The sequence below is a fragment of the Formivibrio sp. oc-25 genome (genome assembly GCF_055810895.1).
In genome coordinates this window covers 1-23,649 of the sequence record NZ_JBVVOL010000006.1, presented here as the reverse complement: position 1 = coordinate 23,649, position 23,649 = coordinate 1, and the positions used below count along the sequence as shown (strand labels likewise).

Annotated in this window: 19 protein-coding genes; 5 read left to right on the top strand and 14 right to left on the bottom strand. The window is 59.1% G+C overall.

Going from position 1 to position 23,649, the window contains the following annotated elements; translation table 11 throughout:
• The coding region (locus AC0KVQ_RS05525; protein ID WP_473420142.1) for a tandem-95 repeat protein at positions 1–2,076 on the top strand (2,076 nt) is incomplete at its 5' end.
• Between the two features lie 70 nt (positions 2,077–2,146).
• On the opposite strand, the gene AC0KVQ_RS05520 is transcribed toward AC0KVQ_RS05525, so the two are convergent.
• Positions 2,147–4,069, bottom strand: coding sequence for a bifunctional diguanylate cyclase/phosphodiesterase (locus AC0KVQ_RS05520; protein WP_473420141.1), 1,923 nt, complete (start codon positions 4,067–4,069; stop codon positions 2,147–2,149).
• 339 nt (positions 4,070–4,408) lie between these two features.
• On the bottom strand, positions 4,409–5,098 hold the full coding sequence (locus AC0KVQ_RS05515; RefSeq protein WP_473420140.1) for a transglutaminase-like cysteine peptidase: 690 nt from the start codon (positions 5,096–5,098) through the stop codon (positions 4,409–4,411).
• 143 nt (positions 5,099–5,241) lie between these two features.
• On the opposite strand from AC0KVQ_RS05515, the gene AC0KVQ_RS05510 reads away from it, so the two are divergent.
• Positions 5,242–7,077, top strand: coding sequence for a TolC family outer membrane protein (locus tag AC0KVQ_RS05510; protein ID WP_473420139.1), 1,836 nt, complete (start codon positions 5,242–5,244; stop codon positions 7,075–7,077).
• 81 nt (positions 7,078–7,158) lie between these two features.
• Here AC0KVQ_RS05510 and grxD read toward each other — a convergent pair whose 3' ends face one another.
• From grxD to AC0KVQ_RS05460, 10 genes are all read right to left on the bottom strand, one after another.
• Positions 7,159–7,473: a Grx4 family monothiol glutaredoxin gene (gene grxD / locus AC0KVQ_RS05505; protein WP_473420138.1), complete on the bottom strand. Its 315-nt coding sequence runs from the start codon at positions 7,471–7,473 to the stop codon at positions 7,159–7,161.
• Positions 7,474–7,566: 93 nt separating this feature from the next.
• Positions 7,567–9,864: an NADP-dependent malic enzyme gene (locus AC0KVQ_RS05500; protein WP_473420137.1), complete on the bottom strand. Its 2,298-nt coding sequence runs from the start codon at positions 9,862–9,864 to the stop codon at positions 7,567–7,569.
• A gap of 15 nt (positions 9,865–9,879) precedes the next feature.
• Positions 9,880–10,419 carry a hemerythrin domain-containing protein gene (locus AC0KVQ_RS05495; protein WP_473420136.1) on the bottom strand — a complete coding sequence of 180 codons (540 nt, stop codon included), beginning with the start codon at positions 10,417–10,419 and terminating at the stop codon, positions 9,880–9,882.
• A gap of 237 nt (positions 10,420–10,656) precedes the next feature.
• On the bottom strand, positions 10,657–11,934 hold the full coding sequence (locus AC0KVQ_RS05490) for a TRAP transporter large permease (protein ID WP_473420135.1): 1,278 nt from the start codon (positions 11,932–11,934) through the stop codon (positions 10,657–10,659).
• Positions 11,931–12,428: a TRAP transporter small permease gene (locus AC0KVQ_RS05485; protein WP_473420133.1), complete on the bottom strand. Its 498-nt coding sequence runs from the start codon at positions 12,426–12,428 to the stop codon at positions 11,931–11,933. The genes AC0KVQ_RS05490 and AC0KVQ_RS05485 overlap by 4 nt, the downstream gene beginning before the upstream one ends.
• Before the next feature lie 145 nt (positions 12,429–12,573).
• Positions 12,574–13,560, bottom strand: a complete 987-nt coding sequence (locus AC0KVQ_RS05480) for a TRAP transporter substrate-binding protein (RefSeq protein WP_473420132.1) — start codon at positions 13,558–13,560, stop codon at positions 12,574–12,576.
• A gap of 59 nt (positions 13,561–13,619) precedes the next feature.
• A complete protein-coding gene (gene maiA / locus AC0KVQ_RS05475) occupies positions 13,620–14,264 on the bottom strand; it encodes a maleylacetoacetate isomerase (RefSeq protein WP_473420131.1) in 645 nt (214 codons plus the stop codon).
• Between the two features lie 7 nt (positions 14,265–14,271).
• Positions 14,272–15,465 carry a 3-hydroxybenzoate 6-monooxygenase gene (locus AC0KVQ_RS05470; RefSeq protein WP_473420130.1) on the bottom strand — a complete coding sequence of 398 codons (1,194 nt, stop codon included), beginning with the start codon at positions 15,463–15,465 and terminating at the stop codon, positions 14,272–14,274.
• Positions 15,466–15,527: 62 nt separating this feature from the next.
• Positions 15,528–16,238: a fumarylacetoacetate hydrolase family protein gene (locus tag AC0KVQ_RS05465; RefSeq protein WP_473420129.1), complete on the bottom strand. Its 711-nt coding sequence runs from the start codon at positions 16,236–16,238 to the stop codon at positions 15,528–15,530.
• A gap of 24 nt (positions 16,239–16,262) precedes the next feature.
• Positions 16,263–17,300, bottom strand: a complete 1,038-nt coding sequence (locus AC0KVQ_RS05460; protein WP_473420128.1) for a cupin domain-containing protein — start codon at positions 17,298–17,300, stop codon at positions 16,263–16,265.
• A gap of 165 nt (positions 17,301–17,465) precedes the next feature.
• On the opposite strand from AC0KVQ_RS05460, the gene AC0KVQ_RS05455 reads away from it, so the two are divergent.
• The gene (locus AC0KVQ_RS05455) at positions 17,466–18,377 is read left to right on the top strand and encodes a LysR family transcriptional regulator (RefSeq protein ID WP_473420127.1); all 912 of its coding nucleotides are present in this window, start codon (positions 17,466–17,468) and stop codon (positions 18,375–18,377) included.
• 2 nt (positions 18,378–18,379) lie between these two features.
• Here AC0KVQ_RS05455 and prmC read toward each other — a convergent pair whose 3' ends face one another.
• On the bottom strand, positions 18,380–19,243 hold the full coding sequence (prmC, locus tag AC0KVQ_RS05450) for a peptide chain release factor N(5)-glutamine methyltransferase (protein WP_473420126.1): 864 nt from the start codon (positions 19,241–19,243) through the stop codon (positions 18,380–18,382).
• Positions 19,244–19,281: 38 nt separating this feature from the next.
• Between prmC and corA the strand changes: the two genes are divergently transcribed.
• Positions 19,282–20,748 (top strand): magnesium/cobalt transporter CorA, encoded by a 1,467-nt coding sequence (gene corA / locus AC0KVQ_RS05445; RefSeq protein ID WP_473420125.1) that lies wholly within the window; start codon positions 19,282–19,284, stop codon positions 20,746–20,748.
• 305 nt (positions 20,749–21,053) lie between these two features.
• On the opposite strand, the gene AC0KVQ_RS05440 is transcribed toward corA, so the two are convergent.
• Positions 21,054–23,222 (bottom strand): glycoside hydrolase family 88/105 protein, encoded by a 2,169-nt coding sequence (locus AC0KVQ_RS05440; RefSeq protein ID WP_473420124.1) that lies wholly within the window; start codon positions 23,220–23,222, stop codon positions 21,054–21,056.
• A gap of 81 nt (positions 23,223–23,303) precedes the next feature.
• On the opposite strand from AC0KVQ_RS05440, the gene AC0KVQ_RS05435 reads away from it, so the two are divergent.
• Positions 23,304–23,465, top strand: a complete 162-nt coding sequence (locus AC0KVQ_RS05435) for a hypothetical protein (RefSeq protein WP_473420123.1) — start codon at positions 23,304–23,306, stop codon at positions 23,463–23,465.
• Positions 23,466–23,649 lie beyond the last annotated feature (184 nt).

Here is a 23,649-nt window from a genome sequence, read left to right as displayed (position 1 = left end):
ACCGATGCCAATGGCGATACCGACACCGCTACCGTCAGCATCACCGTCAAGTCGGTCAACGATCTGCCCGATGCCGTGAACGACAGCTACGAAGTCGATGAAGATGGCGTACTGACCGTGACGCCGGCCGGTGTGCTCGGCAATGACTCCATCGGTGGCGATGGTGGCACGCTGGCCGTGACCAGCTTCACCCAGCCTAGCCATGGCACCCTGACCCAGAATGCCAACGGCGGCTTCACCTACACCCCGGATGCCAATTACTTCGGTGCTGACAGCTACACCTACACCATCACCGATGCCAATGGCGATACCGACACCGCTACCGTCAGCATCACCGTCAAGCCAGTGAACGATCCGCCAGAAGGTGTCCTGGATGATGGCTACTCAGTCGTTGAAGGCAGCACCACTCTGCTAACGACCAGCGTACTGGCCAACGATACCGACGTTGACAATCCGCATGGGGACTTGAGCGTTTCCTATGTGGCCACGTCTGCTGGAGGCACCCCTGTTGCGGCGGATGGCAGTACTGCTATCACGACAGCCCTTGGCGGTACCGTAACCATGAATACGGACGGCACATTTACCTACACCGCGCCGGTACGCAATCATGCCGATCTGGCCTCGGATATTGATAGCTTCGTCTACAAGGCTACCGACGGTACCGATGATTCGGCTTGGACTACGGTATCCATCAATATCACTGACACAGTACCTACGGCGAATACCGATACCGCTTCGGTAGATTTGGGCCATGCGGTCAGCGGCAATCTGTTGACCAACGATACGGCGGTGGATATGCCAAAGACGGTGACATCTGTCACATTCGATCAAACAGAGTATGCAGTCCCTGCAGGAGGCTCCGTCACCATCGACACGCCCAATGGTTTACTGGTTGTTTACAGTAATGGCGCTTACACCTATACCTCACAATTGCCAGAAGGTACTCATGTCACGGGTACAACTTTGGCTGATTGGGAAGGAACCTTGGATCTGTATGGGTTCCTCGCCGGAGATATGAGCTGGCTCAACGGATCTGACAGTTTGGATCTCGCTGCATTGAATCCAGCCCATGCAGGCAATGTCACGACGGTCGGCGGCAGTAAGCCGGGGATTGGGGTGGGCGATGGTTCTGGTCAAGCTGCGCTTGGCGACGATGACCAATTGATCATCCGTCTCAGTGAAGCAACCACCCTAGCCACCATTGGCATAACGCAGTTCAACGCTGCACAAACAACGGTCGGAACTTGGGCGGCCTATGACGACCAGGGGAATTGGGTAGCCCAAGGTGATTTTGTAGGTCTGAATTCGAGTGGTACCGCTTTTTCTGTTACCGTACAAACGGCTGAAGCGTTTAGCTACCTACGCTTGACCTTTGATGCCGACAGCACCAATAACCAAGGTTATTTCGTCAGCGACATCACCTACTACCCTGATCTGGTCGACTATACCGAGCAGTTCACCTATATCATGAGCGATTCGGATACGGATACCAGTACCTCTACGTTGACGATCAACGCATCGGCGCCCGAGCCTACCGGAACAACAACCAATGGTACGACCTCGGCAGATACGATAGTCGGCACACAGGGCAATGACATTCTCTCTGGTGGCGATGGAACAGACGATATCTATGGAGGTACTGGTGATGACACGATCTCGGGTGGCGGTGCCGCTGACTATCTTGTCGGCGGTCGTGGTTCCGATACGCTAACTGGAGGATCGGGCTCCGACGTGTTTGCTTGGAGATTGGGCGACCACGGAGCACCCGGATCGCCGGATCTGGATACGATCACGGACTTCAACGTGGCCAGGCCCAATCAAGATGGTGACATTCTGAATCTTGGCGATGTATTGCAAGGGGAGAATTCAGGCAACCTAACCAGCTACCTGCACTTCGAACATGTCGGTTCGAACACGATCGTGCATGTAAGTAGTACGGGCGGCTACAGCGGCGGCTACAGTGCCGCGCAGGATGATCTGCGCATTACCTTGGAAAATGTCGATCTCACCACTATCGGTAACGATACGGCAATCATCAACGACCTGATCAGCAAGGGTAAGCTGCAAACCGATTGAGTCGTTTACCGCCCAGCAATGACCAAGGCCGGCGCAACGCCGGCCTTGTTTTATTTCGGTTCGATATCAATCAACCTCGCACGACATCGGCGATTCCCGGTCCGGTGCCGCCATCGATACCCAGCGCCAGCAGGATTTCCCATTCCGCGTTGTTGGTGACCTGTTCGGCGATGGTCAGAATTCCCAGGCCACTTGCCACGCCGCTGATGGCACGGATCAGGTGCTGGTTGCCAGGCTGCGAGTCCAGGTTGTGCACAAAGCTGCCATCGATCTTCAGGTAATGCAGATGCAGCGCATACAACTGCGGAATACTGCCGAAATGGCGGCCAAAATGCTCGATTCCCACCTTGCAGCCAAGGCGGGATACCTGGGCGGCAAAATTCGCCAGGATAGCCATTTCGTCGCGCGTACCAAATTCGTTGACCTCCAGCCACAACTGGCCGGCATCATGGCCAGCCTCCTGCAGCATGGCCAGCAGTTGCTGACGGAATGTTTCCGAATGCAGCGAATTGGCGGATAGATTAACCGCGATTGCACGCCGGTTGTGCCGGATTTCCTGCAAGGCCAGCCGGGTAGCGGCCAGATCGATTTCGACGGTTAGCCCCAGGCGCAATACATAGGGCATGAATCGACCGGCAGGAATCAACTCGGCACTATCGGCATCGCGCAAGCGCAGTGCGGATTCGTGATGCAACAATTGGCCATCATTGGCATAAACCGGGAAATAGGCCAACTCGAAGCGGTTTTCCGCCAGGGCACGGTGCAGCTGGATCTGCCAATCCAGGTTGGGGCTGCTGCTGGGCACATCGCCAAGGCTGGCCGCAATGCGCTCTGCCGAGCGCTCGGCATGCAAGAGCGCGGTATCGGCGCGCGCCAGCACGTCGGATGATGACTCGCCTTTCTGGTACAGGGTAAATCCGCAGCTGGCCGGCTGGTTGTCATCGGTGAAACCGCGCTGATGCAGCTGGCCTAGCGCCTCCAGCACAGTTTCTGCCAGCTCACGCACCCGGCCGACATCGGTATCCGGCAACAGCAGGGCGAAGTCGGCCCCGTTCATGCGCCCGATCATCCGACCGACATTGGCCTGGCTCAGATCGGTCAGCTCCGCCGCACAGCGCTGGATAAAGGCATCGGATTTATCCCGGCCGAAACGATGATTGAGTCCAGCCAGATCATGCAGGCGTATCAGCAAGAGCGCGCCTTGGGGGCTGGCATCTTCATCGGCCAGTGTTTGCATCAGGCAGCCCAGGAAGAAATTGCGATTGGCCAGCCCGGTCAGATCATCGCGATTGGTTTCATCATGCAGTTGCCGGATGCGCTCTGCCTGTTCGTTGAACATGGCTTTCACCCGCTCGACCATCAGATTCATGGCACGCACGGCACTGCGCAACTCCAGAATCCTGGGTTCGGCAACGGTGATAAAGCGCCGCTCGGTAATGGCCTGGGCCTGATTGACCATCTGGTCGAGCGGACGGCGCAACCGGTTGATGAACACGGTGGCCAGCAAGCCTGTCACCACCCCGGCCAGCACGATCCACGCCAGCAGGGTCAGCATGCCGCGCCAGAGCGATTGATAGGCAAAACGGTTGTGCGCCTGCACCAGTACCGTACCGGCCTGTTTCCAGCCATCGTTGACCAGGGCCGTGCCGGGTTCGGCCGGGATCGGCATCGCGCGCACAAACCATTCCGGCACGCCATCGGGCGGGTTGGGGTTGACACGATCCACCACCACCCGGCCATGCACATCGGTATAGCGCACCTGGCGGAAGTGCCCACTATCGAACAACGCGCTGACCAGCAACTCAGTAGTCACATCGTCCTTGCTTTGCTGCGACATGGAAAGCGCCAGCGAAGCCGCGTTATCCGCGCCCTGCATATAGAGCTGCTGCTGCAGATAGTTCCTGGCGCTGAATAGATTGGTGGCCAGGCTGCCGGCAAAAACCAGCAGTATCAGCACGATGACGCCTATCCAGAGTTGTCGATACAGTGACATTGCTTTCTCCTATGGAACCATGCCTTCGGCTTGCCAGGCTGCTGACAAGGCGATGTGCGAACTTTTCAAGTCCCGGCAAAGCCGTAATGTCATTCACTTAAGGCATATTCTGACCATCTCCCCTCTCCCCGCCCCTCTCCCGCAAGCGGGAGAGGGAGCACAACTGGTGGATTAGCCCAGTACTCCCCTCGCCCGTTTGCGGGAGAGGGGCTGGGGGAGAGGGTAAATCGATGCTTAAGTGAACAGTATTGCGGCAAAGCCGGGGCTGATCACACAATCACGTAATTTCGCAGCCTCTTCATTTACTTTTACCCCATCAGTCCCATCCAGAATGGGACATCAATCCGCCATGCCTTCGGTTCGCATTTTCATCAGCAGGTCTTTCCAGCGTGAGAGCCGATCGACGGAGGCTGCCGGCTGCGTCGCCGTGCCTGCAAACACGCCGGTGGTATTGAAACTATAGACAGGCGTGAGATCGGTCCGGCGTGATGCGGGGCGGATCTCGCTGATCAGATTGTCCAGAATCAGCGGCTCGGCATCCGGTTGCGGGTAATACGCCAGCACCATATGCGCCTGGGTCAGCGTGCTGTTCGGCCCGCCTATGCGCGCCCGCACATAGGTCATGCGCATTTTCTCCGGAGCAACGCCGATTTCCCGCAGGCTGAAATACTTGGCCAGACTGAAATCTTCGCAATCGCCGACGCCTTTTCCCATGAACTCCAAGGGCGTGGCCCAGTAATCCGCCACACTCCAGATACGGATATCGTCATCGTAGCGTACGCGTCGGTTAAAGAACTCATTGACGCGCTTGAGCTTGTCTTCCTCAGCCAGATTACGGCTTTCGACCAGTACGCTTTCCCAGTCGCGCACCAACCGTGCCGCCACCGCACCATAGCGTTGCTGCACCTGCTGCACCAGCGGCTCGAACTCCCAAGCACCGACGGCGAACGCAAGCAAGCCGCCCACGACGAACGGCCATAGTTTTGGGGTGGAAATGACGCGAAGCCGACCTATGATGGAAATGGACATCGTTCTCTGCAGGCGCGAGGACTGTTACCGCATGATAGGTCATTTGCATACGGCAAGTTCACCTGAAGAGTACGGTCAGCCAAACCTGACGCGTTTTTCTTACATATAAGCAAAATAACAACATCGACCATTTGGAGCATGTCATGAAAACACATTTGAAGATCTTGCTGGGTGCCATGGCGGTAGCGGGGTTATCCCAATCCGCATCGGCCATATCTTTTACCGAGGCCATCGAGCAGGCCATCTTGCGCAATCCGGAAGTCCAGGCACGCTGGCACCAGTTTCGCGCCGCCAACGAAGAGATCGCCGCTGCACAGGGTGGCTACCTGCCACGCGTGGATGTATCGGCCTATGCTGGCCACGAATGGCGGCAATACCCGACCACTGGCAACAGCAGTTTCAATCAGCCGGGTGCGATGATCGAATTGCGTCAGATGCTGTTTGATGGCTTCGCCACGCGCAGCGCCGTGCGCCAGGCAAGCTATGCCAGCCAGACCCGCTACTACGAGCTGCTGGCGGCCAGTGATTCGGTGGCACAGGAAACCGCCAAGGCATATCTCGACGTACTGCGTTATCGCAAGCTGACCGACCTGGCACGCGACAACTGGGCCATTCACAAAGAGCTGTATGACCAGATCGAGGAAAAAGCCAAAGCTGGGGTCGGCCGTCGCGTGGACATGGAACAGGCTGCCGGCCGGCTGGCACTGGCCGAAGCCAACTGGGTAACGGAAGCCTCCAACCTGCATGATGTCAGCGCCCGCTATGAACGCCTGACCGGTACATTGCCGCCGGCCGATCTGGGCAGCGTTCCCGCCTTGCAGGGCAGTCTGCCCAAGGAAGGCGAAACCCTGACCAGAGCCCTGAACCAGAACCCGTCATTCTTGGCCGCCATTGCAAATATTCGCGCCTCACGTGCACTGCAGGATGCACAGAAGAGCGCCAATTATCCGACCTTCGAATTGCGTGCGTCACGCAGCCTCAACCGCAATGAGGATGGTGTTGACGGCAACTACCACCGAGGCGTGGTGCAACTGGTCATGAACTACAATCTGTACAAGGGTGGCAGCGATATGGCCCGGGCCAAGGCCGCCGGTGAGAGCCTGAATGCCGCCTTCGATCTGCGCGATAAATCCTGCCGCGATATCCGTCAGGAAACCCGTATCGCCCAGAATGACGTGAAGAAGCTGGCTGAACAGATCAAATATCTGGATCAGCATCAGCTCTCCACAGAGAAATCACGCGATGCCTACCGGCAACAGTTCGATATTGGCCAGCGGACCCTGCTCGACTTGCTGGATACCGAAAACGAGCTGTTCGAAGCCAAGCGCGCGCTGGTCAATGCCGAGACCGACTACCAGCTTGCCCACGTTCGCGTGCTGACACAAACCCACCAATTGTTGCCAACACTGAAGCTGGCCACCTTGCCCGCCAGCCAGCCTGGCGACGATATGGGAGGTGCCGAAGCAGACGATGCCCGCATCGCCTGCGGTGCGGATATCACCACGCCAGTCGTGCTCGATCGTGCCGCAGCCATGGCGGCGCGTCCGGTCAAGGCAGTTGCAACCAAGCCCGATTCGCTGAGCGGCCTGCAAGGCACCGGCATCGAAGTGAAACGTGACGGCGACACCATCCGCTTGCTTGTGCCCTCAAGTGTGACATTCAACTTCAACAAGGCCGATATCAAGCCGGAATTCATGCCGGTACTGGACAAGGTGGCCACGGCCATCAATGACTATCCCGATGCAGCGGTCAAGGTCGAAGGCCATACCGATTCGATTGGCACGGCGGCCTACAACCAGAAGTTGTCCGAACGGCGTGCGCAGAATGTGCGCAGCTATCTGGTTGAGCACGGGGTTAAATCGGAGCGGATTGAATCGAAGGGATATGGTCTGACACGCCCCATCGCCGACAACGCCACCGACGAAGGTCGCGCCAAGAACCGGCGAGTGGAAGTCGTGATCATGCAGGACAAGAAATAACTGCGATCAGCGGCAAATGAACAGAAGGCTCCCATCGGGAGCCTTCTCTTTTTGGCGGGGGAATCCGTGAGGGAATCCCGATTACTCGGCCTCGCCTGCCAGCAGTTTCTGCAATTCACCCGAGGCATACAGCTCTTTCATGATGTCCGAGCCGCCGATAAATTCGCCACGGATATAGAGCTGCGGAATGGTGGGCCAATTGGCATATTCCTTGATGCCCTGGCGGATGTCTTCGTTGGTCAGCACATTCACGGCAGCGAACTCTGCGCCACAGTTCTTCAGAATCTGTACCGCACCGGAAGAAAAGCCGCATTGCGGAAATGTAGGCGTGCCCTTCATGAACAGCACGACCGGGTTCTCGGTCACGATCTGGTGGATTTGTTCCTGGATGCTCATGGCGTATCTCGTTTTGTTGAGTGATTTAGTCAACATTATGCGGTCAAGATCGCCCGATCTCAAGATTCAAATTGCACGTTTGTCTGGCAATTTTCATGCTTTTGCCCCACGTTCTCCATGTCCTGCCTGCCCGGCATCGACCACGGTCAAGGCGGTCATGTTGACGATGCGCCGCACGGTGGCAGTCGGGGTGAGGATATGCACCGGGCGAGCCGATCCCAACAGGATCGGGCCAATCGTCAGGCCATCACCTGACGCAGTCTTGAGCAGGTTGAAAGCGATATTGGCTGCATCCAGCGTCGGGAAGACCAGCAGGTTGGCATCTTCGCGCATTCGCGCATTTGGAAAGACCTGCAGCCGGATGGTCTGGCTGAGTGCAGCATCGCCATGCATCTCGCCCTCCACTGCAATATCGGGACGGCGCGCATGCAGCAGCTCCATGGCGCGGCGCATTTTCACGGCGGTGGGGGTATCTTCCGTACCGAAACTGGAATGCGAAAGGAGCGCCACGCGCGGCGTGATGCCAAAGCGGCTCAGTTCCTCGGCGGCCAGGCAGGTCATTTCGAAAAGCTGCTCGGCACTCGGATCGTAATTCACGTAGGTATCGCACAGCGCCACCGTGCGGCCGGGCAGCATCAGGATATTCATCGCGTAGTGGTGGTTTACCCCCTCGCGTTTGCCGATCACTGCATCGATATATTTCAAGTGTTCGCTGTGCTTGCCGTAAGTGCCGCAAATCATGCCGTCAGCCCAGCCGAACTTGAGCATGAGCGAGCCGATCAGCGTGGCGCGGCGGCGCGTTTCGCGCTTGGCCAGCTCAACCGACACGCCCCGACGCTCCATCAGTCCGTGGTAATAGGTCCAGAGCTCGCGATAGCGCGGGTCGGAATCCTGGTTCACCATCTCGAAATCGACATCGGGCCGGATGCGCAGGCCGAAACGCTCGATATACATGCGGATCACATCCGGCCGACCGATCAGGATGGGCTCGGCAATTCCCTCATCCACCACGGTTTGCACGGCACGCAACACCCGCTCGGATTCCCCTTCGGCAAAAATGACGCGCTTGGGTGCGCGCTTGGCCGCCGCGAAGACCGGCTGCACGAGCATGCCCATGTGCCAGACGAAATTGTTCAGTTTCTGGATATAGGCATCCCAATCCTCGATCGGCCGGGTCGCCACGCCGGATTCCATCGCGGCGCGCGCCACCGCCGGTGCGATCTTGACGATCAAACGCGGGTCGAACGGCTTGGGGATGATGTACTCCGGGCCGAAGCGGTATTCCTGCTCACCATAGGCGGCAGCCACCACATCGGAAGATTCTGCCTCGGCCAGATCCGCAATCGCGCGCACGGCCGCGAGTTGCATCTCGTCGGTGATCGTGGTCGCCCCGACATCGAGCGCGCCGCGGAAAATAAACGGGAAGCACAGGACATTGTTGACCTGGTTGGGATGATCCGAGCGGCCGGTGGCGATGATGGCATCCGGGCGCACCGCCTTGACCGCCTCGGGCAGGATTTCCGGATCGGGATTCGCCAGCGCCAGCACGATCGGATTGGGCGCCATCCGCGCCACCATCTCGGGCTTGAGTACGCCAGCCGCCGAAAGCCCCAGAAACACATCGGCGCCCTCGATGACCTCGCCCAGCGTGCGTGCATCGGTTTGCTTGGCATAGCGCGCCTTGATCGGGTCCATCAGCTCGACCCGGCCTTCGTAGACCAGCCCATGGATATCGGTGACCCAGATGTTGTCCACCGAAATGCCGAGCATGACCAGCATGTCGAGACAAGCCAGCGCGGCCGCACCCGCGCCGGAGGTCACCACCTTGACCTGATCCAGCGGTTTGCCCACCAGGCGCAAGCCGTTCAGGATCGCCGCGCCCACCACGATCGCCGTGCCGTGCTGATCGTCGTGGAATACCGGGATCTTCATGCGTTCGCGCAGCTTGCGCTCGATATAGAAGCATTCCGGCGCCTTGATGTCTTCCAGATTGATCCCACCGAAAGTGGGTTCGAGTGCCGCGATGATGTCGATCAGTTTATCCGGGTCCTGCTCGTTGATTTCGATATCGAACACATCGATGCCGGCGAATTTCTTGAACAGGACACCCTTGCCCTCCATCACCGGCTTGGCGGCAAGCGGGCCGATGGCCCCCAACCCCAACACCGCCGTACCATTGGTGACCACGCCGATCAGGTTGGAGCGCGCGGTGTACAGGCTGGCAGAAACGGGATCGGCCACGATCGCGTCGCAAGCCGCGGCCACGCCAGGCGAATATGCCAGCGACAGATCGCGTTGCGTGGCCAGCGCCTTGGTCGGCACCACGGCAATCTTGCCCGGATGCGGATAGCGGTGGTATTCCAATGCAGCAGCACGCGTATTGTCATCCATGCCCAATCCCCTTACTTAAATGAACGTCGCCGGTTTCTTCGGCGCATGCCGCATATGCAAGGACAATCCCAATGCCGCCATGTGCCTGGAATTACGGCCCAGAATCTCTTGCGAGAGCGGCAAAAACTCGGTTTCTTCAAACCGTGCATGCTCTCGATACTGGGTGACCAGGCGCTCCATGTCGGTTACCTCGACTTGCGCGAATTGTCCCTTGGCCACCTTCTTCAGATTAGCCTCTACGCGCTTCCACGTTGCCTCAAGTTCGCGATGCTCACGCGTCAACTGCGCGACCAGATCGAGTACATGCTGGTATTCAGCGCCGGCTTGCGCACTTTCCAGCACCGCCGGGAAAAGCTCGCGCTCTTCATCCACGTGATGTTCAAAGATCACGTCGCGGAAAAACGCCAGTGCGCTCACGGCAATTTCCTGGGCACGTGCTGCCGGCCCGAGCAAGGCCGGCAATTCGCTCAGTATGTCCAGTTGCTTGCCTATCCCGGCATGGCATTGCGAAAAATCCAGCACAGGCTCGTTTGGATTGGAAGATGATTCGGTCATGAGACGGTCCACCCTGATTGAATGAAGATTTCTCGCACAAAACGCCATGAACACGGCAATGCCGCTCACTTAAGGGATATTCTGGCCGTTTACCCTCTCCCCAACCCTCTCCCGCAAGCGGGAGAGGGAGCAAAACTGGTGGATTAGCCAAGTACTCCCCTCGCCCGCTTGCGGGAGAGGGGCTGGGGGAGAGGGTAAATAGACACTTAAGTGAACGGCATTACCATAGAGCACGGCCTATTTTTCGCTGGTCAATGCAGGCAACCAGGTCGATATCTCGGGCACAGCGGCGATCAGCACCAGCACCGCCAATACTGCGGCCAGAAACGGCAGGGTGGCGCGGAAAAGCGTACCCATGCGGATATCAGCCTGGATGATCGCGATATAGAGCCCCGGCCCCACCGGTGGCGTTACCAGCCCGATTACGGTCGCCACCGTGCAGACCACGCCGAAATGGATCGGATCAATGCCGAGGTTGGTCACGACCGGCATCAGCAAGGGCACTACCACAATCAGCACGCTGATGCTCTCAAGGAACATGCCGAGCAGGATCATCATCACGATCACCAGCAGCAGGAAGACGAAGGGGGAATCAGTCAGCCCCTGCATGCCCTCAACCACCAGATCGGGCACGCCCTGGAAAGCCAGTACCCAGCTCAGCACCGAGGCGGCAGCAATCAGTCCGGTGATGGTGGCGGTGTTGGTGCCAACATCAAGCAGGATCTTGCCCAGATCACTGATCTTCATTTCGCGATACGCCAGCCCCAGCACCAGTGCAATGATGGCGGCAACGGCACCGGATTCGGTTGGCGTCATCACGCCCGCCATGATGCCGCCGATCACCACCAGCGGAATGATGCCGGGCACCAACCCTTCCAGCAGCACCTTGAGCGAGGCCGAACGTCCGCTTCTGGTTCCGCTTGGCAGGCCGGCACCGAACACGCCGAACAGAAAAATCACCAGCGTAAGCGCCGCCACCAGCAACAAGCCCGGCAGGATGCCCGCGATGAACAGCGGGGCGATCGGCTGGACTGCCACCACGCCATAAATGATCATCAGCATCGAAGGCGGAATGATTGGCCCGAGCAAACCGGCAGTAACGGTAACCGCCCCGGAAAAGGCCCGGTCGTAGCCCTTGCGCTCCATCGCCGGGATCATGACCTTGCTCATCACGCCAATCTGGGCGACGGCCGACCCCAGAATCGACGCCGCCATGGCATTGGTGAACAGGTTGGCATAGGCCAGCCCGCCCTTCAGGTTGCCCACCAGCACCTCGGCCACGGCGATCAGGCGCTGTGTCAGCCCGGCCTTGTTCATGATCTCGCCGACCAGCAGGAACAGCGGGATCGCCAGCAGGCTGTTGATTTCCAGCGCACCGTATAACTGGATGGGGATCGAATCGTACAGTACCGCCAGATCGTTGCTGGCCATGAAGACCATGGCGCTGACCAGAATCGTGCCCACAATCGGCAAACCGGCAAACAGCAAGCCCATGAAAACGAGGAGGGTAATCATCGGGTTACTCCCATGCAGACGCGGATATCGCGCAGGATGGCGACAAGCTGGTGCCAGGCCATGGCGGCCATGGCCAGCGGCAACATCGAATAGTTGTACCAGCGCGGCAATTGCGTGGTGGCGCCCAATTCCAGCCGGACTTCGGGGCGGTTGATCCATTCCCAGCCCAGCGCGCACACCAAGACAAACAAGGCCAGCATGACCACGCCCAGTAGCGCCAGCAGCGCATGGCGAATACGATCAGGCAATGCACGCGGAAGAAAGTCGATGCTGACCAGCTGGCTTTGCTGCACCAGCAGGGACAAACCGAACAGGGTTGCGAACACCAGCATCTGCACCGAAATCTCTTCGGCCCAGAACAGCGGGGCGCTGAAGAAGTAGCGCAGCACCACCTGGAGCATCATGATGCCGGCGATGGCGCCGGTGAGGACGATCACGACGCCCCGCTCGACCAGCGTAACGCCCTTGTCGACTCGTTGAACGAAATCAAACATTGGATGAATTCCTCTGCGTGAGAACCTGTTCATGATCTTGCTGCGAAGCCGTGAACAGGTTCTGACAGGACGGGGCAAGTGCGCTGCACGTGCAGATTGCCCCATCACATGGCCCTATCGGGTTCCAACCAGTGCTCCGGCAGGATCAAAGATCCTTGGCCTGTTTGTAGAAGTCAGCGATCAGCGGATTCTTGGCAATGTACTGGTCACGCACTTTGCCGCCCACGGCCTGGAAGGATTTGATGTCGGCATCGATCACCTTGGCGCCATCGGCCTTGGCTTTGGCCAGATTGTTGACCTCGGAATCGATGGCCGCCTTGAAGCCTGCCTTCTCCGCATCCATCACCGCCTTGGTGATCATGTCGCGATCAGCCTGCGGCAGAGCGCTCCACCACTTCTTCGAAGCCACGATCACCGCCGGGAATGCCATGTGCCCGGTCAGAGTGAGATTGGGTGCCTGCTGGTGAAACTTCAGCCCGACCAAGGCATCCAGATCCACATCGACGGCATCGAGCAGCTTGGTGGTCAGCGAAGGCGCCACTTCGGACAGGGGCATGGCGGTCGGCGCGGCACCGTTGGCCTGCCACCAGTCGTTATAGATCGGGCTCGGGAACGAGCGAACCTTTTTGTTGGCCAGGTCCTTGGCCGAGGCCACCGGCTGCAGCGACAGCACGTGACGCATGCCGGCAAAGGCATAACCCAGACCGACCAATCCCTGTTTATCCAGGCGCTTGAGCATTTCCTGGGCTGCCGGAGCGGCTGCAGCACGCGTGGCTTGCCCGACATCCTTGAACACATAGGGAAGCGACCAGGCCAGCAGGGATTCCTCGCGATTGGATAGCCCGCCCACGGTAAAGATGCCGAGTTGCTGCGCGCCGGCCTGCATCAGGTTGATCATCTGCGCCTCGTTGCCCAGCTTCTGCAGCGGGCTGACCGCCACCTTGTATTTGCCCGCCGATGCCTGTTCCAGATTGCTTGCGATCTTTTCCGATACCTGGTGCCAGACATGGGTCGGCGGCGTGATATGTCCCAGCTTCAAGGTCTGGGCCGAGGCGGTCGGCACGCCGAGGGCGAACAGGCTGGTGCAGGCAATGGCCATGATCATGTTCGGGAAGGTTTTCTGCATATTCATCTCTTTATCTCCTGGGGTATTTGTCTTGTCGGTATTCAGATGGGTTATCGGAAAACGGATTATTTCGGCGCATCCGGCTGCAGCGATGGCACCGCTCGCCGGAAAGCCTCGAGTTCGCCGCACGCCTTGTCGACTGCGACGATGTTCGGATACGGCGTCAGATCGACATTGAAACGGCGGGCACTTTCCACCTGGGGCGCCAGATAGACATCGGCCAGCGTGGGCGAATCGCCGAAACAGAAGTTGCCGCGGTGGCGATCTGCAGCCAGCAGGGTTTCCAGCGCATCGAAACCCGCATGGATCCAGTTGCCGCACCAGGCCAGCACGGCGGCCTCGTCGCAGCCGAGCGTCTTGCGCAGGTATTCCAGGATGCGCCGGTTGTTGACCGGGTGGATATCGCAGCCGACGATGGCCGCCATGGCACGCACACGGGCGCGGTTTTCCGGATCAGCCGGCAGCAGCGGCGGAGTCGGGTAGCGTTCTTCGAGCCACTCGATGATGGCCGGGGATTGGGTCAGCACTTGGCCGTCATCGACCAGGGCGGGCACCAGCCCCTGCGGATTGAGCGTCTTGAAGGCTGCGCCGAGGTGCTCTTCGGTGCGCAGGTCAACCGGAACATAGTCGTAGTCAAGCCCCTTCAGATTGAGGGCAATACGCAAGCGGTGCGAGGTGCCGCTGCGGAAAAAGTTGTAAAGCTGCATCATCGCCTCCTCAGCCCTTGGCCAGACAGTTGCCGACATTCCAGCCGTAAAGCCACTCCATCGCGTCATAGAATCGCTCTGGCGTACGGCCGCGCCACAGATCGTTGCGCACCAGTCGTTCCACTCCCTTGGCATGATAGAGCCGCCCCATCTCACGGCTCGACAGCACGATGCGTGCAGTGCGGGCGATGCGTGAACGCTGGTACAGATCGAATGCCCGGACAAAATCGTTGTTGTTTACCCGCAGGGCCTCCCCGAGCGTGACGGCATCTTCCAGCGCCATGCACGCACCTTGCGCCATGTATTGCGTGGTCGGGTGGGCAGCATCGCCCAGCAGGGTGACCCGGCCAAATGTCCACTGGCCAATCGGCTCGCGGTCTGCCGTGGCCCAGCGTTTCCACTGCTTGGGCAGATCGATCAGCTGGCGGGCCTTCGGGCAGATGTCCTGGAAGTAACTCTGCACTTCTTCCGGGCTACCCTCGGTCACGCCCCACTCTTCGATCTTGCGGCTGTGGAAGGTCACCACCACGTTGTACTGTTCGCCACCGCGCAGCGGGTAATGCACCAGATGGCAGTTCGGCCCAACCCAGATACTGGCGGCATTCCACTGCAGATCCTTGGGGAAATCCGCCTTGTCGATCACTGAACGATAGACCACGTGTCCGGTCACGCGCGGGGGATCATTGACGAACTGGGCCCGCACCACCGATTTCACGCCATCGGCACCGATCAGGGCCACGCCGCGATGCGCCTTGCCGTTCTGGTCGATCACCGTCACGCTGTCCGCATCCTGCTCGATACGCTCGACCCGGGTCGAAGTCAGAAACTCGACCCGGCCGGTTTCCTGCGCACCTTCAAGCAGCGACAGGTGCACATCGACCCGGTGGATCACCGCATACGGGTTGCCGAAACGCTGACGGAACGCTTCGCCGGTCGGAATCTTGCCGACCTGGTATTCGTCGATCGCGTCGTGCATCACCATGTAATCGGTGAATACCGAGCGGCTGCGCGCTTTATCACCCACGCCCAGCGCATCGAAGGCATGAAAGGCATTGGGACCAAGCTGGATGCCGGCGCCGATTTCGCCGATTTCATGCGCCTGCTCCAGTACTTTCACGCGGAATCCCTGGCGCACCAGCGCCAGTGCCGCCGCCAGACCGCCAATGCCGCCGCCTGCCACGATGACGGGTAGTTGTTCAGCCATTGTCTTCTCCTGATCAAGTCACTACGGATTGCCGGGCAGGTTTTTGCACCTGCCTACTTGTTTTACTCAGCCGCGCCGATGGTGAGCGCGATATCGCCGCCACCTGCGACATGGCCGGTAATAACGTCGCCAGGTTGAACCGCCCCCACCCCTTCCGGCGTTCCGGTAAAAATCAGATCGCCCGGCTGCAGGTGATAAAACTGCGACAGATCGGCCAGCAATTCCGGAATATTCCAGATCAACTGATCGAGATCGGAACTCTGGCGGGTTTCGCCATTGACCTGCAGGTTGATCGCACCCTGCCTCAGCACGCCCGCATCGCCACAAGGAATGATTGCCGAGCAGACCGTCGATTTCTCGAAATTCTTGCCCAGATCCCACGGCCGGCCCTCTTCACGGGCGATGAGCTGCAGATCGCGGCGCGTCATGTCCAGCCCGGCGCAATAGCCATAGATCAGGCGTGCGGCATCGGCCTCCTGCACCCGGAAACCTTCCGCGCCGATGGCAACGACCAACTCCATCTCATAGTGATAATTGCGGGTGCCGGCGGGATAAGGCACGGTTGCGCCCGATTCGACCAGGGTCGAGGCATCCTTGAGGAAATAGAACGGCCTGGCCGTGGCCTTGTCCACGGGCCGCTGCATTTCCAGCGCATGGGCGTGGTAATTACGGCCGACACAGAAAATGCGTTTGACGGGAAAGCGTGCATCGCTGTCACGCACCGGCAGTGAATAAACCGGGGCAGGATTCCAGAGGTATTTGGCTTCAGACATGTTCGGTCTCTTTTGGATTTTGACTTAGTTACGAACTTCGTAGACGCCCAGCTTCTTCTGCAGCGGCGCATCGTCAGCGATGAACACGAAGGCAGGCTGTTCGGTGGAGCGGTTGGTCAGCGTGACCGGGACATAGCCGGGAATGCAGCAGGTATCGGCTTCGTCCAGCGTGAATGCCTGATCTTCCAGCGCCACCTCCGCGCCCCCTTCAATCAGATGGAAAACCATAGCGGTCGAGCGGGCCGGCAATGCCAGACTTTCGCCCGGGCGCAGCATCAGCGCCGAGTAGCCAAGCACCTTCTGGCAATCGCTGCCGGTTTCCGGGTTGATGTAGGCGACCTGCACCGCCTCGATTTCCGGCTGAGTCAAAGCCAGGGTTTCCAGTGCTCGACGTACATCTGCCCACGGGTAACGCAGCATCGGAAACGGCTGTTCAGAACGGGAAAACATCGGCGCTGGCACCACGCCACCGCGCAGATAGGCCTGATCAGTCGATTCGTCGCTGGCCACTTGCGCCTTGCCTTCCTCGACATAGGATGCTTCGATGTAATAGATGATCGGCAGATCGAGTACATCGAGCCAGATGACCGGTTCGGTGCCATCGTGGCCATGCTCGTGCCAGAGACCGGTCGGCGTCAGGATGAGATCACCGCGGCGCATCGGGCATTTTTCGCCGTTGACAGTGGTATACGCCCCCTTGCCTTCGACGATCATGCGCACAGCGTTTGGAGTATGGCGATGCGCCGGTGCCCATTCGCCCGGCAACAGCAACTGCATGCCGAGATAGATGGTGGAAGTGGCCTGCATCTTTTCCAGGCCATGGCCGGGGTTGGCCATGACAAGAACACGGCGCTCGGCTTTTTCCATCGGAGTGAGTTCGCCGGCTTGCAGCAGCAGCGGGCGCATGGACTGATAGGACCAGCCGGTCGGACGGGTACGCCGGGCTGGCTTTGACGGCGGCAGTACCGCGCGCAGGCTCGGCCACAGTGGAACCAGGTTCTGTGCGGTCAGCGCTGCCCGGTAATCTTCGGGGAGGTCTTCAAGACGACCAAGTTGCTGCATGTCGATTGCTCCTCAATGAAGTCCCTGCGGCCCGGCGAATCGAGGCATTCGTTTCGCGACTGGCGTCGGGTTTTGTCATGGAGCAAATCGTAGGAGTGGAGCGAATTTCTGTACATGCAATGGAAATAATATACATTATCATTAATTCGAATAATGCCTATCCCCATGAACTCGATCGATATCCGCATCCTGTCGGTGTTTGACGAAATCTACCGGACCCGCAGCGTCACGGCGGCGGCCGAAGCGCTGGATCTTGGCCAACCGGCAGTCAGTGTGGCGCTGTCCAAGCTGCGGCATCATTTCGGCAATCCGCTCTTTGTACGAACCTCCAGCGGCATGGACCCGACGCCCTTCGCCGAGGGACTGGCCGGCCCGGTACATACCGTGCTTGAAGCGCTTGAGGCTGTGCTCAGCTATAGCAACCAGTTTGATCCGGCAACGTCGGAACGGACATTCCGCATCAGCATGACCGACATCAGCCAACTGGCGCTGCTGCCCCGGTTATGGGAAAAATTGCGAGCAGCCGCGCCGGGGATCAGGATCGAAGTACTGCCGATCGGTACCGAAACCGGACACCTGCTGGAATGCGGCGAAGCAGACCTGGCTATTGGCCATATGCCGCAGCTGGAGGCGGGCTTTTATCAGCAACTGCTGTTCAATCAGAGCTTTGTCTGCATCGTGGGCAAAAATCATCCCCGCATCAGCGATCATCTCGATCTCGCCCGTTTCGAAGCAGAAGATCATGCGGTGGTGATTGCTTCGGGCGCGGTGCCGGCAATCATCAGCCGCGAAATTGCCCGGTTGGGCATCAAGCGCAGGATTGCCCTGGAAATCCCCAACTTTTTCGGCGCAGCATTCGTGGTCGAACATACCGATCTGCTGGTCACGATCCCGCAACGCCTGGGCGATGTACTGGCCGGACGCGGCTCGTTCCGGGTTTTCCCGGTGCCGTTTCCGCTGCCGGAATACAGCGTGAAACAATACTGGCACGAGCGCTATCACCATGACGAAGGCAACCGCTGGCTGCGCCGGATCATCACGGAGCTGTTCTCCGGGCCGGGCCCTGACGGCAACTGAGCCTAGTCCGGCTCTCCGGATTTTCTGCCACCACTGATACGTTCATGCCCGGCCAGGTCACACCAGCTTTGCACCTCTGCATAACCGGCTTTTTCCAGCAACTCGCGACTGGCCACGCCCTGGTCCCAGCCATGCTCGAACAGAAGCCAGCCTCCCGCCACCAAGTACCGGCGAGCATCGGCAACGATGACGCGGATATGATCAAGACCATCGCCCTCATCGGTGAGTGCATGGCGCGGCTCGAAGCGCAGATCGCCCTGCTGCAGGTGGGCATCGTGCTGCTCGATATACGGCGGGTTGGAAACGATCAGATCGAACATGGCGCCATGCAGCGCGGTGAACCAGTCGGATTCGACAAAACGCACGTTGGCTTGCAGGCGCAGGGCGTTATCGTGCGCAACGCCCAAGGCTGCCGCAGAGACATCCACGGCCGTCACGGCTAAGTCCGGGCGTTCCAGCTGCAGGGTCACCGGAATGCAGCCCGAGCCGCAACCCAGATCCAGCACCCGGCCGTTTTGCGGCGCGCGCGCCAGCGCCAGTTCAACCAGCAGTTCGGTTTCCGGCCGCGGAATCAGCACATCTTGGGTAACGCGAAAATCGCGGCCAAAGAATTCACGCACGCCCACGATATAGGCAACCGGCTCGCCGGCACGGCGGCGCGCGGCCAGCGCACCAAAGATCCTGGCATGTTCCGGTTCGACTTCATCCTGGTCGTGTGCAATCAGCCAGGCCCTTCCCAGCCCGGTAGCATGCTGGAACAGAATCTGGGCATCGATGCGGGCCAGGCCGCAATCGCGCAACAAAGTGGCGTAGGTTAAAGGTTGCGGCAATGCCAAAACTCCTGCCGTGATGGTTAGCGGTGGCATGGTAAACTCTCGCCGCGTAACCCGGAAGTGAGTCGGTCATGTCTCCCAGCGAAAACCAGTCCCAGGAAATTCTTGCGCAGCATCTGGAAGAGGTGCGCCGGCAGTTGAGCCGCCAGCGCCTGGTGGAAGACTTGGTGCATCGCCAGGACATGCCTCGCCATGAGCTGGTGGAAACGCTGGTCCACAAACAGAATCTGGCCGAACTGCAGCACAAGCTCGAAATGCTTGATGCGGCCACGCTTGCGCATATTCTGCATCACCTGCCGCAGCCTGATCGCCTGATCACGCTGGCCCTGATCGCGCCGGAATCCGTCGCCGATGTACTGCTGCAAACCCCGGCAGCCACGCGCGAAGCCCTGCTGCCGGAAATGAATCACGATTTGCTGGCAGCCATCGTCGACACCCTTGATAACCAGCAACTGGCCAATCTGGCCGCGCGCCTAGCGCAGCCGGCACAAGATGCCATCTATGGCGTACTGGATGAGGCGCGTCATGCGGATTTCCATGCCGCGCTGGCCCACCTGCAGCTACCCAGCATGAGCGCACTGAAAGCGTTTGTGTTCAGTGCCGGCCGGCTGGTGCAACTGCCCTCGCTCACCCCGGAAGACCTGGCCCGGCCCGATATCGTCTGGGTGGACATGGTCAATCCCAGTGATGAAGAGCGGGAGCTGGTCCAGCGTGCCTTCCGGCTGGAGCTGCCCGAAGACGAAGAGCTGCTTGATCTGGAAGAATCGGCGCGTTGCTATGCCGACGAACACGGCCTGCATATCAGCTCGTTCTTCCTGCACAAGGATGCGGACGTCACCTCCAACGTCACGGTTTCGTTCGTGTTCAACGCCGGGCGGCTGCTCACCATCCGCCAGGAAGAACTCGCGGTATTCCGCCTGTTCCGCCTGCGCGCGCGCGTGCAACCCGGCTTTGTTTCCAGTGCCCAGGATATCCTGCTGGCGATTTACGATGCGGCGGTTGAATACGATGCCGACATGCTGGAAGAAATCTATACCGAGCTGGAGCCGATCAGCCAGAGCGTGCTGAACCGCCAGGAAGAGATGACCGACCAGCGCATGGCCGAAACCGTGGCCAGACTGGCGGCCTATGAGGATATCAACGGCAAGGTGCGCCTCGACCTGATGGATACGCGCCGCGCGCTTTCCTTCCTGCTGCGCAGCCGTACCCTGTCGGCCGATCAGGAAAACACCCTGCGCGAAGTGCTGCGCGATCTGGAATCGTTGAACAACCACACCGGCTTCCTGTTCGACAAGATCAACTTCCTGATGGATGCGGTGATGGGTCTGATTAACCTGGCCCAGAACAAGATCATCAAGATCTTCTCGATCGCCAGCGTGGTGTTCCTGCCGCCAACCCTGGTGGCCAGCATCTATGGCATGAACTTCCAGTACATGCCCGAACTGGCCCAGGTCTGGGGCTACCCGGCAGCACTGGTGCTGATGGTTTTCTCCGGCTTTGCCCCGTACTGGTATTTCCGCCGCAAGGGCTGGCTCTGATCCCGGGTTACACTCGCCCTACGGCAGCTTCGATGTACATGCATCTTGGTGCCAGGTCTTTTTACTGCGCAGGCATGCAAGTACACCCCACCCCCCTTTAAGGCCGCCGAGTGCGTGGAGGGAGACTTCGGCTCCCGACCAAACGAGGGTAGCGCGGAGCACCGGCCGCCCGGGGTCGCCTTCTTTTGGTTTCTTTTCTTGGCGAGACAAGAAAAGAAACTCACCTGCCGGGGTGAACTCCCGGCCAATCCCAGCAGGCATCTCGCGGCAACCGTTTTCCCTATCCACACGAGTGAGGAAGAAAATCAACCCTGCCTCTGCAGCGCCTGCCGCAGCTTGAGCACCTCGATGCCGGCCAGCATCACGATGCCGGTGCCATGCACATCGTTCAGATTCCATAACAGCACGTTCTTGTAATACTCGGGCGTGAACGAATAGAGCGAACCACGACACACGCCGTGCACATTGCCGAACTTGTCGATGGAAATCCGCGTCAAGCCTTGCCAGGCGCGATCGATAGCCCGCATGGCTGCCTCGCGCAGTGCTGGCGCAATCCAGCCCAGACGGATCGCACGTGCCATGGCATAGACAAACATCGATGTGCACGACGTTTCCTCATAGGCATCGGCATGCGTCAGGACCTGATGCCACAAGCCATTCTCGCCCTGCAGCGCCAGATAGCCTTCACACAGCTCATTGAAGAATGCCTGCACTGCCGAGTAGCGCACATGCGTCTGCGGCAGAATCGCCAGCAGCTCGGATAGCGAAAACAATACCCAGCCATTGCCGCGCCCCCAGGGAATGCCGGTCGCGGTATCGTGCTTGAAGTCATAAACATGCGACATGACCTTGCGTTCCGGCATGAACAGGTAGTTGCGGAACAGCAGGCATTGCGTAGCGGCTTCATCCAGATAGGCGGTATCGCCACTGAGGCGGTAATAGCGGCACAGGAACGGCACGCACATATACAGGTCATCGGCCCACAGCGTATTCTCGGCAAAGGTCCCTTCCAGCTTCCGATAGAAAGCACCGTCCGGTCGGCGTTCCTGCCGGTGGCGCATGTGATCGGCCACGATGCCGGCAACAAAACGGACCGTGTCACTCGCCTCGTCATCCTGCGCCTCCAGCATCAGCGAACCAAACGAGCCGCAATCATCCAGTGCATCCAGCCAGGTCAACTGGTGATTGATGCCGGGATAGCCAAAGGTACGCTTGTCCCACAATGCCACAGCGTGCATGTCGGCAATCATCGCCACATGGCGCTGCACGTATTCCACCAGATCCTGGCGACCGGTGAGCCGGCCGGTTTGCAGCAGACCATACAGCGTCACACCCAGTGGATAAGTCCAGCGCCCGTACAGCTCGGCCTCGACAAACGGACGCAACCAGCAGCGGGGCTGATCGACCCGCCACCAGGTTTCACCGCCTAGTCCCGGCATGACACGCTGCAGGGATTGCCAATGCCCGGGATCATCGATGGCCATATCCGCCGCAAACGGCCCGGCATACAGCCAGGGATCGGTCGTACCGCGAACCGGGTGCGGCTGGCGCAGGAAGCCATCTTGCGCTGACAGGCTGAAGCCCCAATCGCGCTCGCCTGAGCCTGAACAGCGCACCAGAATCTGGTGCCGGCCCTGAACCAGCGGCACATGCAGCTGCCATGCGCCTGTCACACCCGACAGATACTGCGTTGCACCGATCCAGAGATCTATCGGCGATTGTGCATGGCCTGTCAGGACATACTCGCCACCGCAGTCAGCTTGCCACGCGGTCCAGGCCAGCACGCTGGCGTGTGTCGTGCCGAAAATACGCTGTACCGGCGTCTGGCGTACAGCCTCTGCCGACCATTGCAGATCCGGATACCAGCGCACACCCGTTGCATTTTCGCTGCCGGCACGGTCCGGCAGCCGGCCTTCGTCATAGATTTCTGCATCGATGGCTTCGGAATAGATCCAGCCGGTCTGGCCATCACGTTCGGCAAACGGTGCATGGATATTGATCGGCTCCCATTGCGGCCGGTGCGTACCGATGCAACAACCGAAACCGGCTGCGGTCTTGGTGCATGTGAGCAGGAAAGTATTGAAGCCTTTGTGCAGCCGGAATGTCACCAGCCGTTTCAGGGCCGGATTCACTTCCTCAAGCACGGTGGGCTGAAACTGCATCACGCCGTTGACATAAAACACCACCGGCGCATAGCAGCTCACCAGAAAGCTGTATTCCTTATCGGTATCGCACCAGCACTGGCCAAACACATGGGCTTTCTGGCCATTTCTTGCTTGCGGCAGACGTTTGGAAAGATCGATGTCATAGCGACCGTCTTCCCGATTGGCAAAGCCATCCTCGCTGAAACAGCGATAGGCGAAGGGTTGCGCCGGATGCTGCGCCATGAACCGTTGCGCAATCGTCAATAAAACATCTTGCCCGGCTTCGTCGCCCAGCGATCTGGCAATGCTTTCTTCCTGGTCGAAATACATGGTGCTGCCTCCTGTCTGTCAGCTGCGGATCCGCCGTATTCAACCGCGCATGGTGACCGGTAACAACCCTATCGGGCAATCATGAAAGCCGCCAAGTTGCTACATGATTTCTTTTCCGGCCAGCACCAGCGCGTGTATCCCATTGATCCTCTGATGGAAAACATAAAACCGACATTAACAGCCGCATCCCGAAGCATTCCTTTGCTGGCGCGCCAGTCGCCGCAAATATTGGCATGCCAGTAAAGGCGTCATGGTCTAAACAAAAATACAGTGCGCACATGAGGCGGAAACCGGCCATGCTCGAAGAACGGTTGCCGTGTCATCTACGCTTCAAAACGGAAGAGAGGAATAGACCAGATGTACGAAAAAAAGCACTTGGGCTTCATGTATGCGTTGCCCTACATCATAGGGGTGCTGCTGTTTCAGC

Coding starts and splice junctions, on each gene's coding strand:
- AC0KVQ_RS05520 (WP_473420141.1), bottom strand. CDS start 4,069: ATGTCACTGTATCGACAACTCTGGATAGGCGTCATCGTGCTGATACTG.
- AC0KVQ_RS05515 (WP_473420140.1), bottom strand. CDS start 5,098: ATGTCCATTTCCATCATAGGTCGGCTTCGCGTCATTTCCACCCCAAAA.
- AC0KVQ_RS05510 (WP_473420139.1), top strand. CDS start 5,242: ATGAAAACACATTTGAAGATCTTGCTGGGTGCCATGGCGGTAGCGGGG.
- grxD (WP_473420138.1), bottom strand. CDS start 7,473: ATGAGCATCCAGGAACAAATCCACCAGATCGTGACCGAGAACCCGGTC.
- AC0KVQ_RS05500 (WP_473420137.1), bottom strand. CDS start 9,864: ATGGATGACAATACGCGTGCTGCTGCATTGGAATACCACCGCTATCCG.
- AC0KVQ_RS05495 (WP_473420136.1), bottom strand. CDS start 10,419: ATGACCGAATCATCTTCCAATCCAAACGAGCCTGTGCTGGATTTTTCG.
- AC0KVQ_RS05490 (WP_473420135.1), bottom strand. CDS start 11,934: ATGATTACCCTCCTCGTTTTCATGGGCTTGCTGTTTGCCGGTTTGCCG.
- AC0KVQ_RS05485 (WP_473420133.1), bottom strand. CDS start 12,428: ATGTTTGATTTCGTTCAACGAGTCGACAAGGGCGTTACGCTGGTCGAG.
- AC0KVQ_RS05480 (WP_473420132.1), bottom strand. CDS start 13,560: ATGAATATGCAGAAAACCTTCCCGAACATGATCATGGCCATTGCCTGC.
- maiA (WP_473420131.1), bottom strand. CDS start 14,264: ATGATGCAGCTTTACAACTTTTTCCGCAGCGGCACCTCGCACCGCTTG.
- AC0KVQ_RS05470 (WP_473420130.1), bottom strand. CDS start 15,465: ATGGCTGAACAACTACCCGTCATCGTGGCAGGCGGCGGCATTGGCGGT.
- AC0KVQ_RS05465 (WP_473420129.1), bottom strand. CDS start 16,238: ATGTCTGAAGCCAAATACCTCTGGAATCCTGCCCCGGTTTATTCACTG.
- AC0KVQ_RS05460 (WP_473420128.1), bottom strand. CDS start 17,300: ATGCAGCAACTTGGTCGTCTTGAAGACCTCCCCGAAGATTACCGGGCA.
- AC0KVQ_RS05455 (WP_473420127.1), top strand. CDS start 17,466: ATGAACTCGATCGATATCCGCATCCTGTCGGTGTTTGACGAAATCTAC.
- prmC (WP_473420126.1), bottom strand. CDS start 19,243: ATGCCACCGCTAACCATCACGGCAGGAGTTTTGGCATTGCCGCAACCT.
- corA (WP_473420125.1), top strand. CDS start 19,282: ATGTCTCCCAGCGAAAACCAGTCCCAGGAAATTCTTGCGCAGCATCTG.
- AC0KVQ_RS05440 (WP_473420124.1), bottom strand. CDS start 23,222: ATGTATTTCGACCAGGAAGAAAGCATTGCCAGATCGCTGGGCGACGAA.
- AC0KVQ_RS05435 (WP_473420123.1), top strand. CDS start 23,304: ATGAAAGCCGCCAAGTTGCTACATGATTTCTTTTCCGGCCAGCACCAG.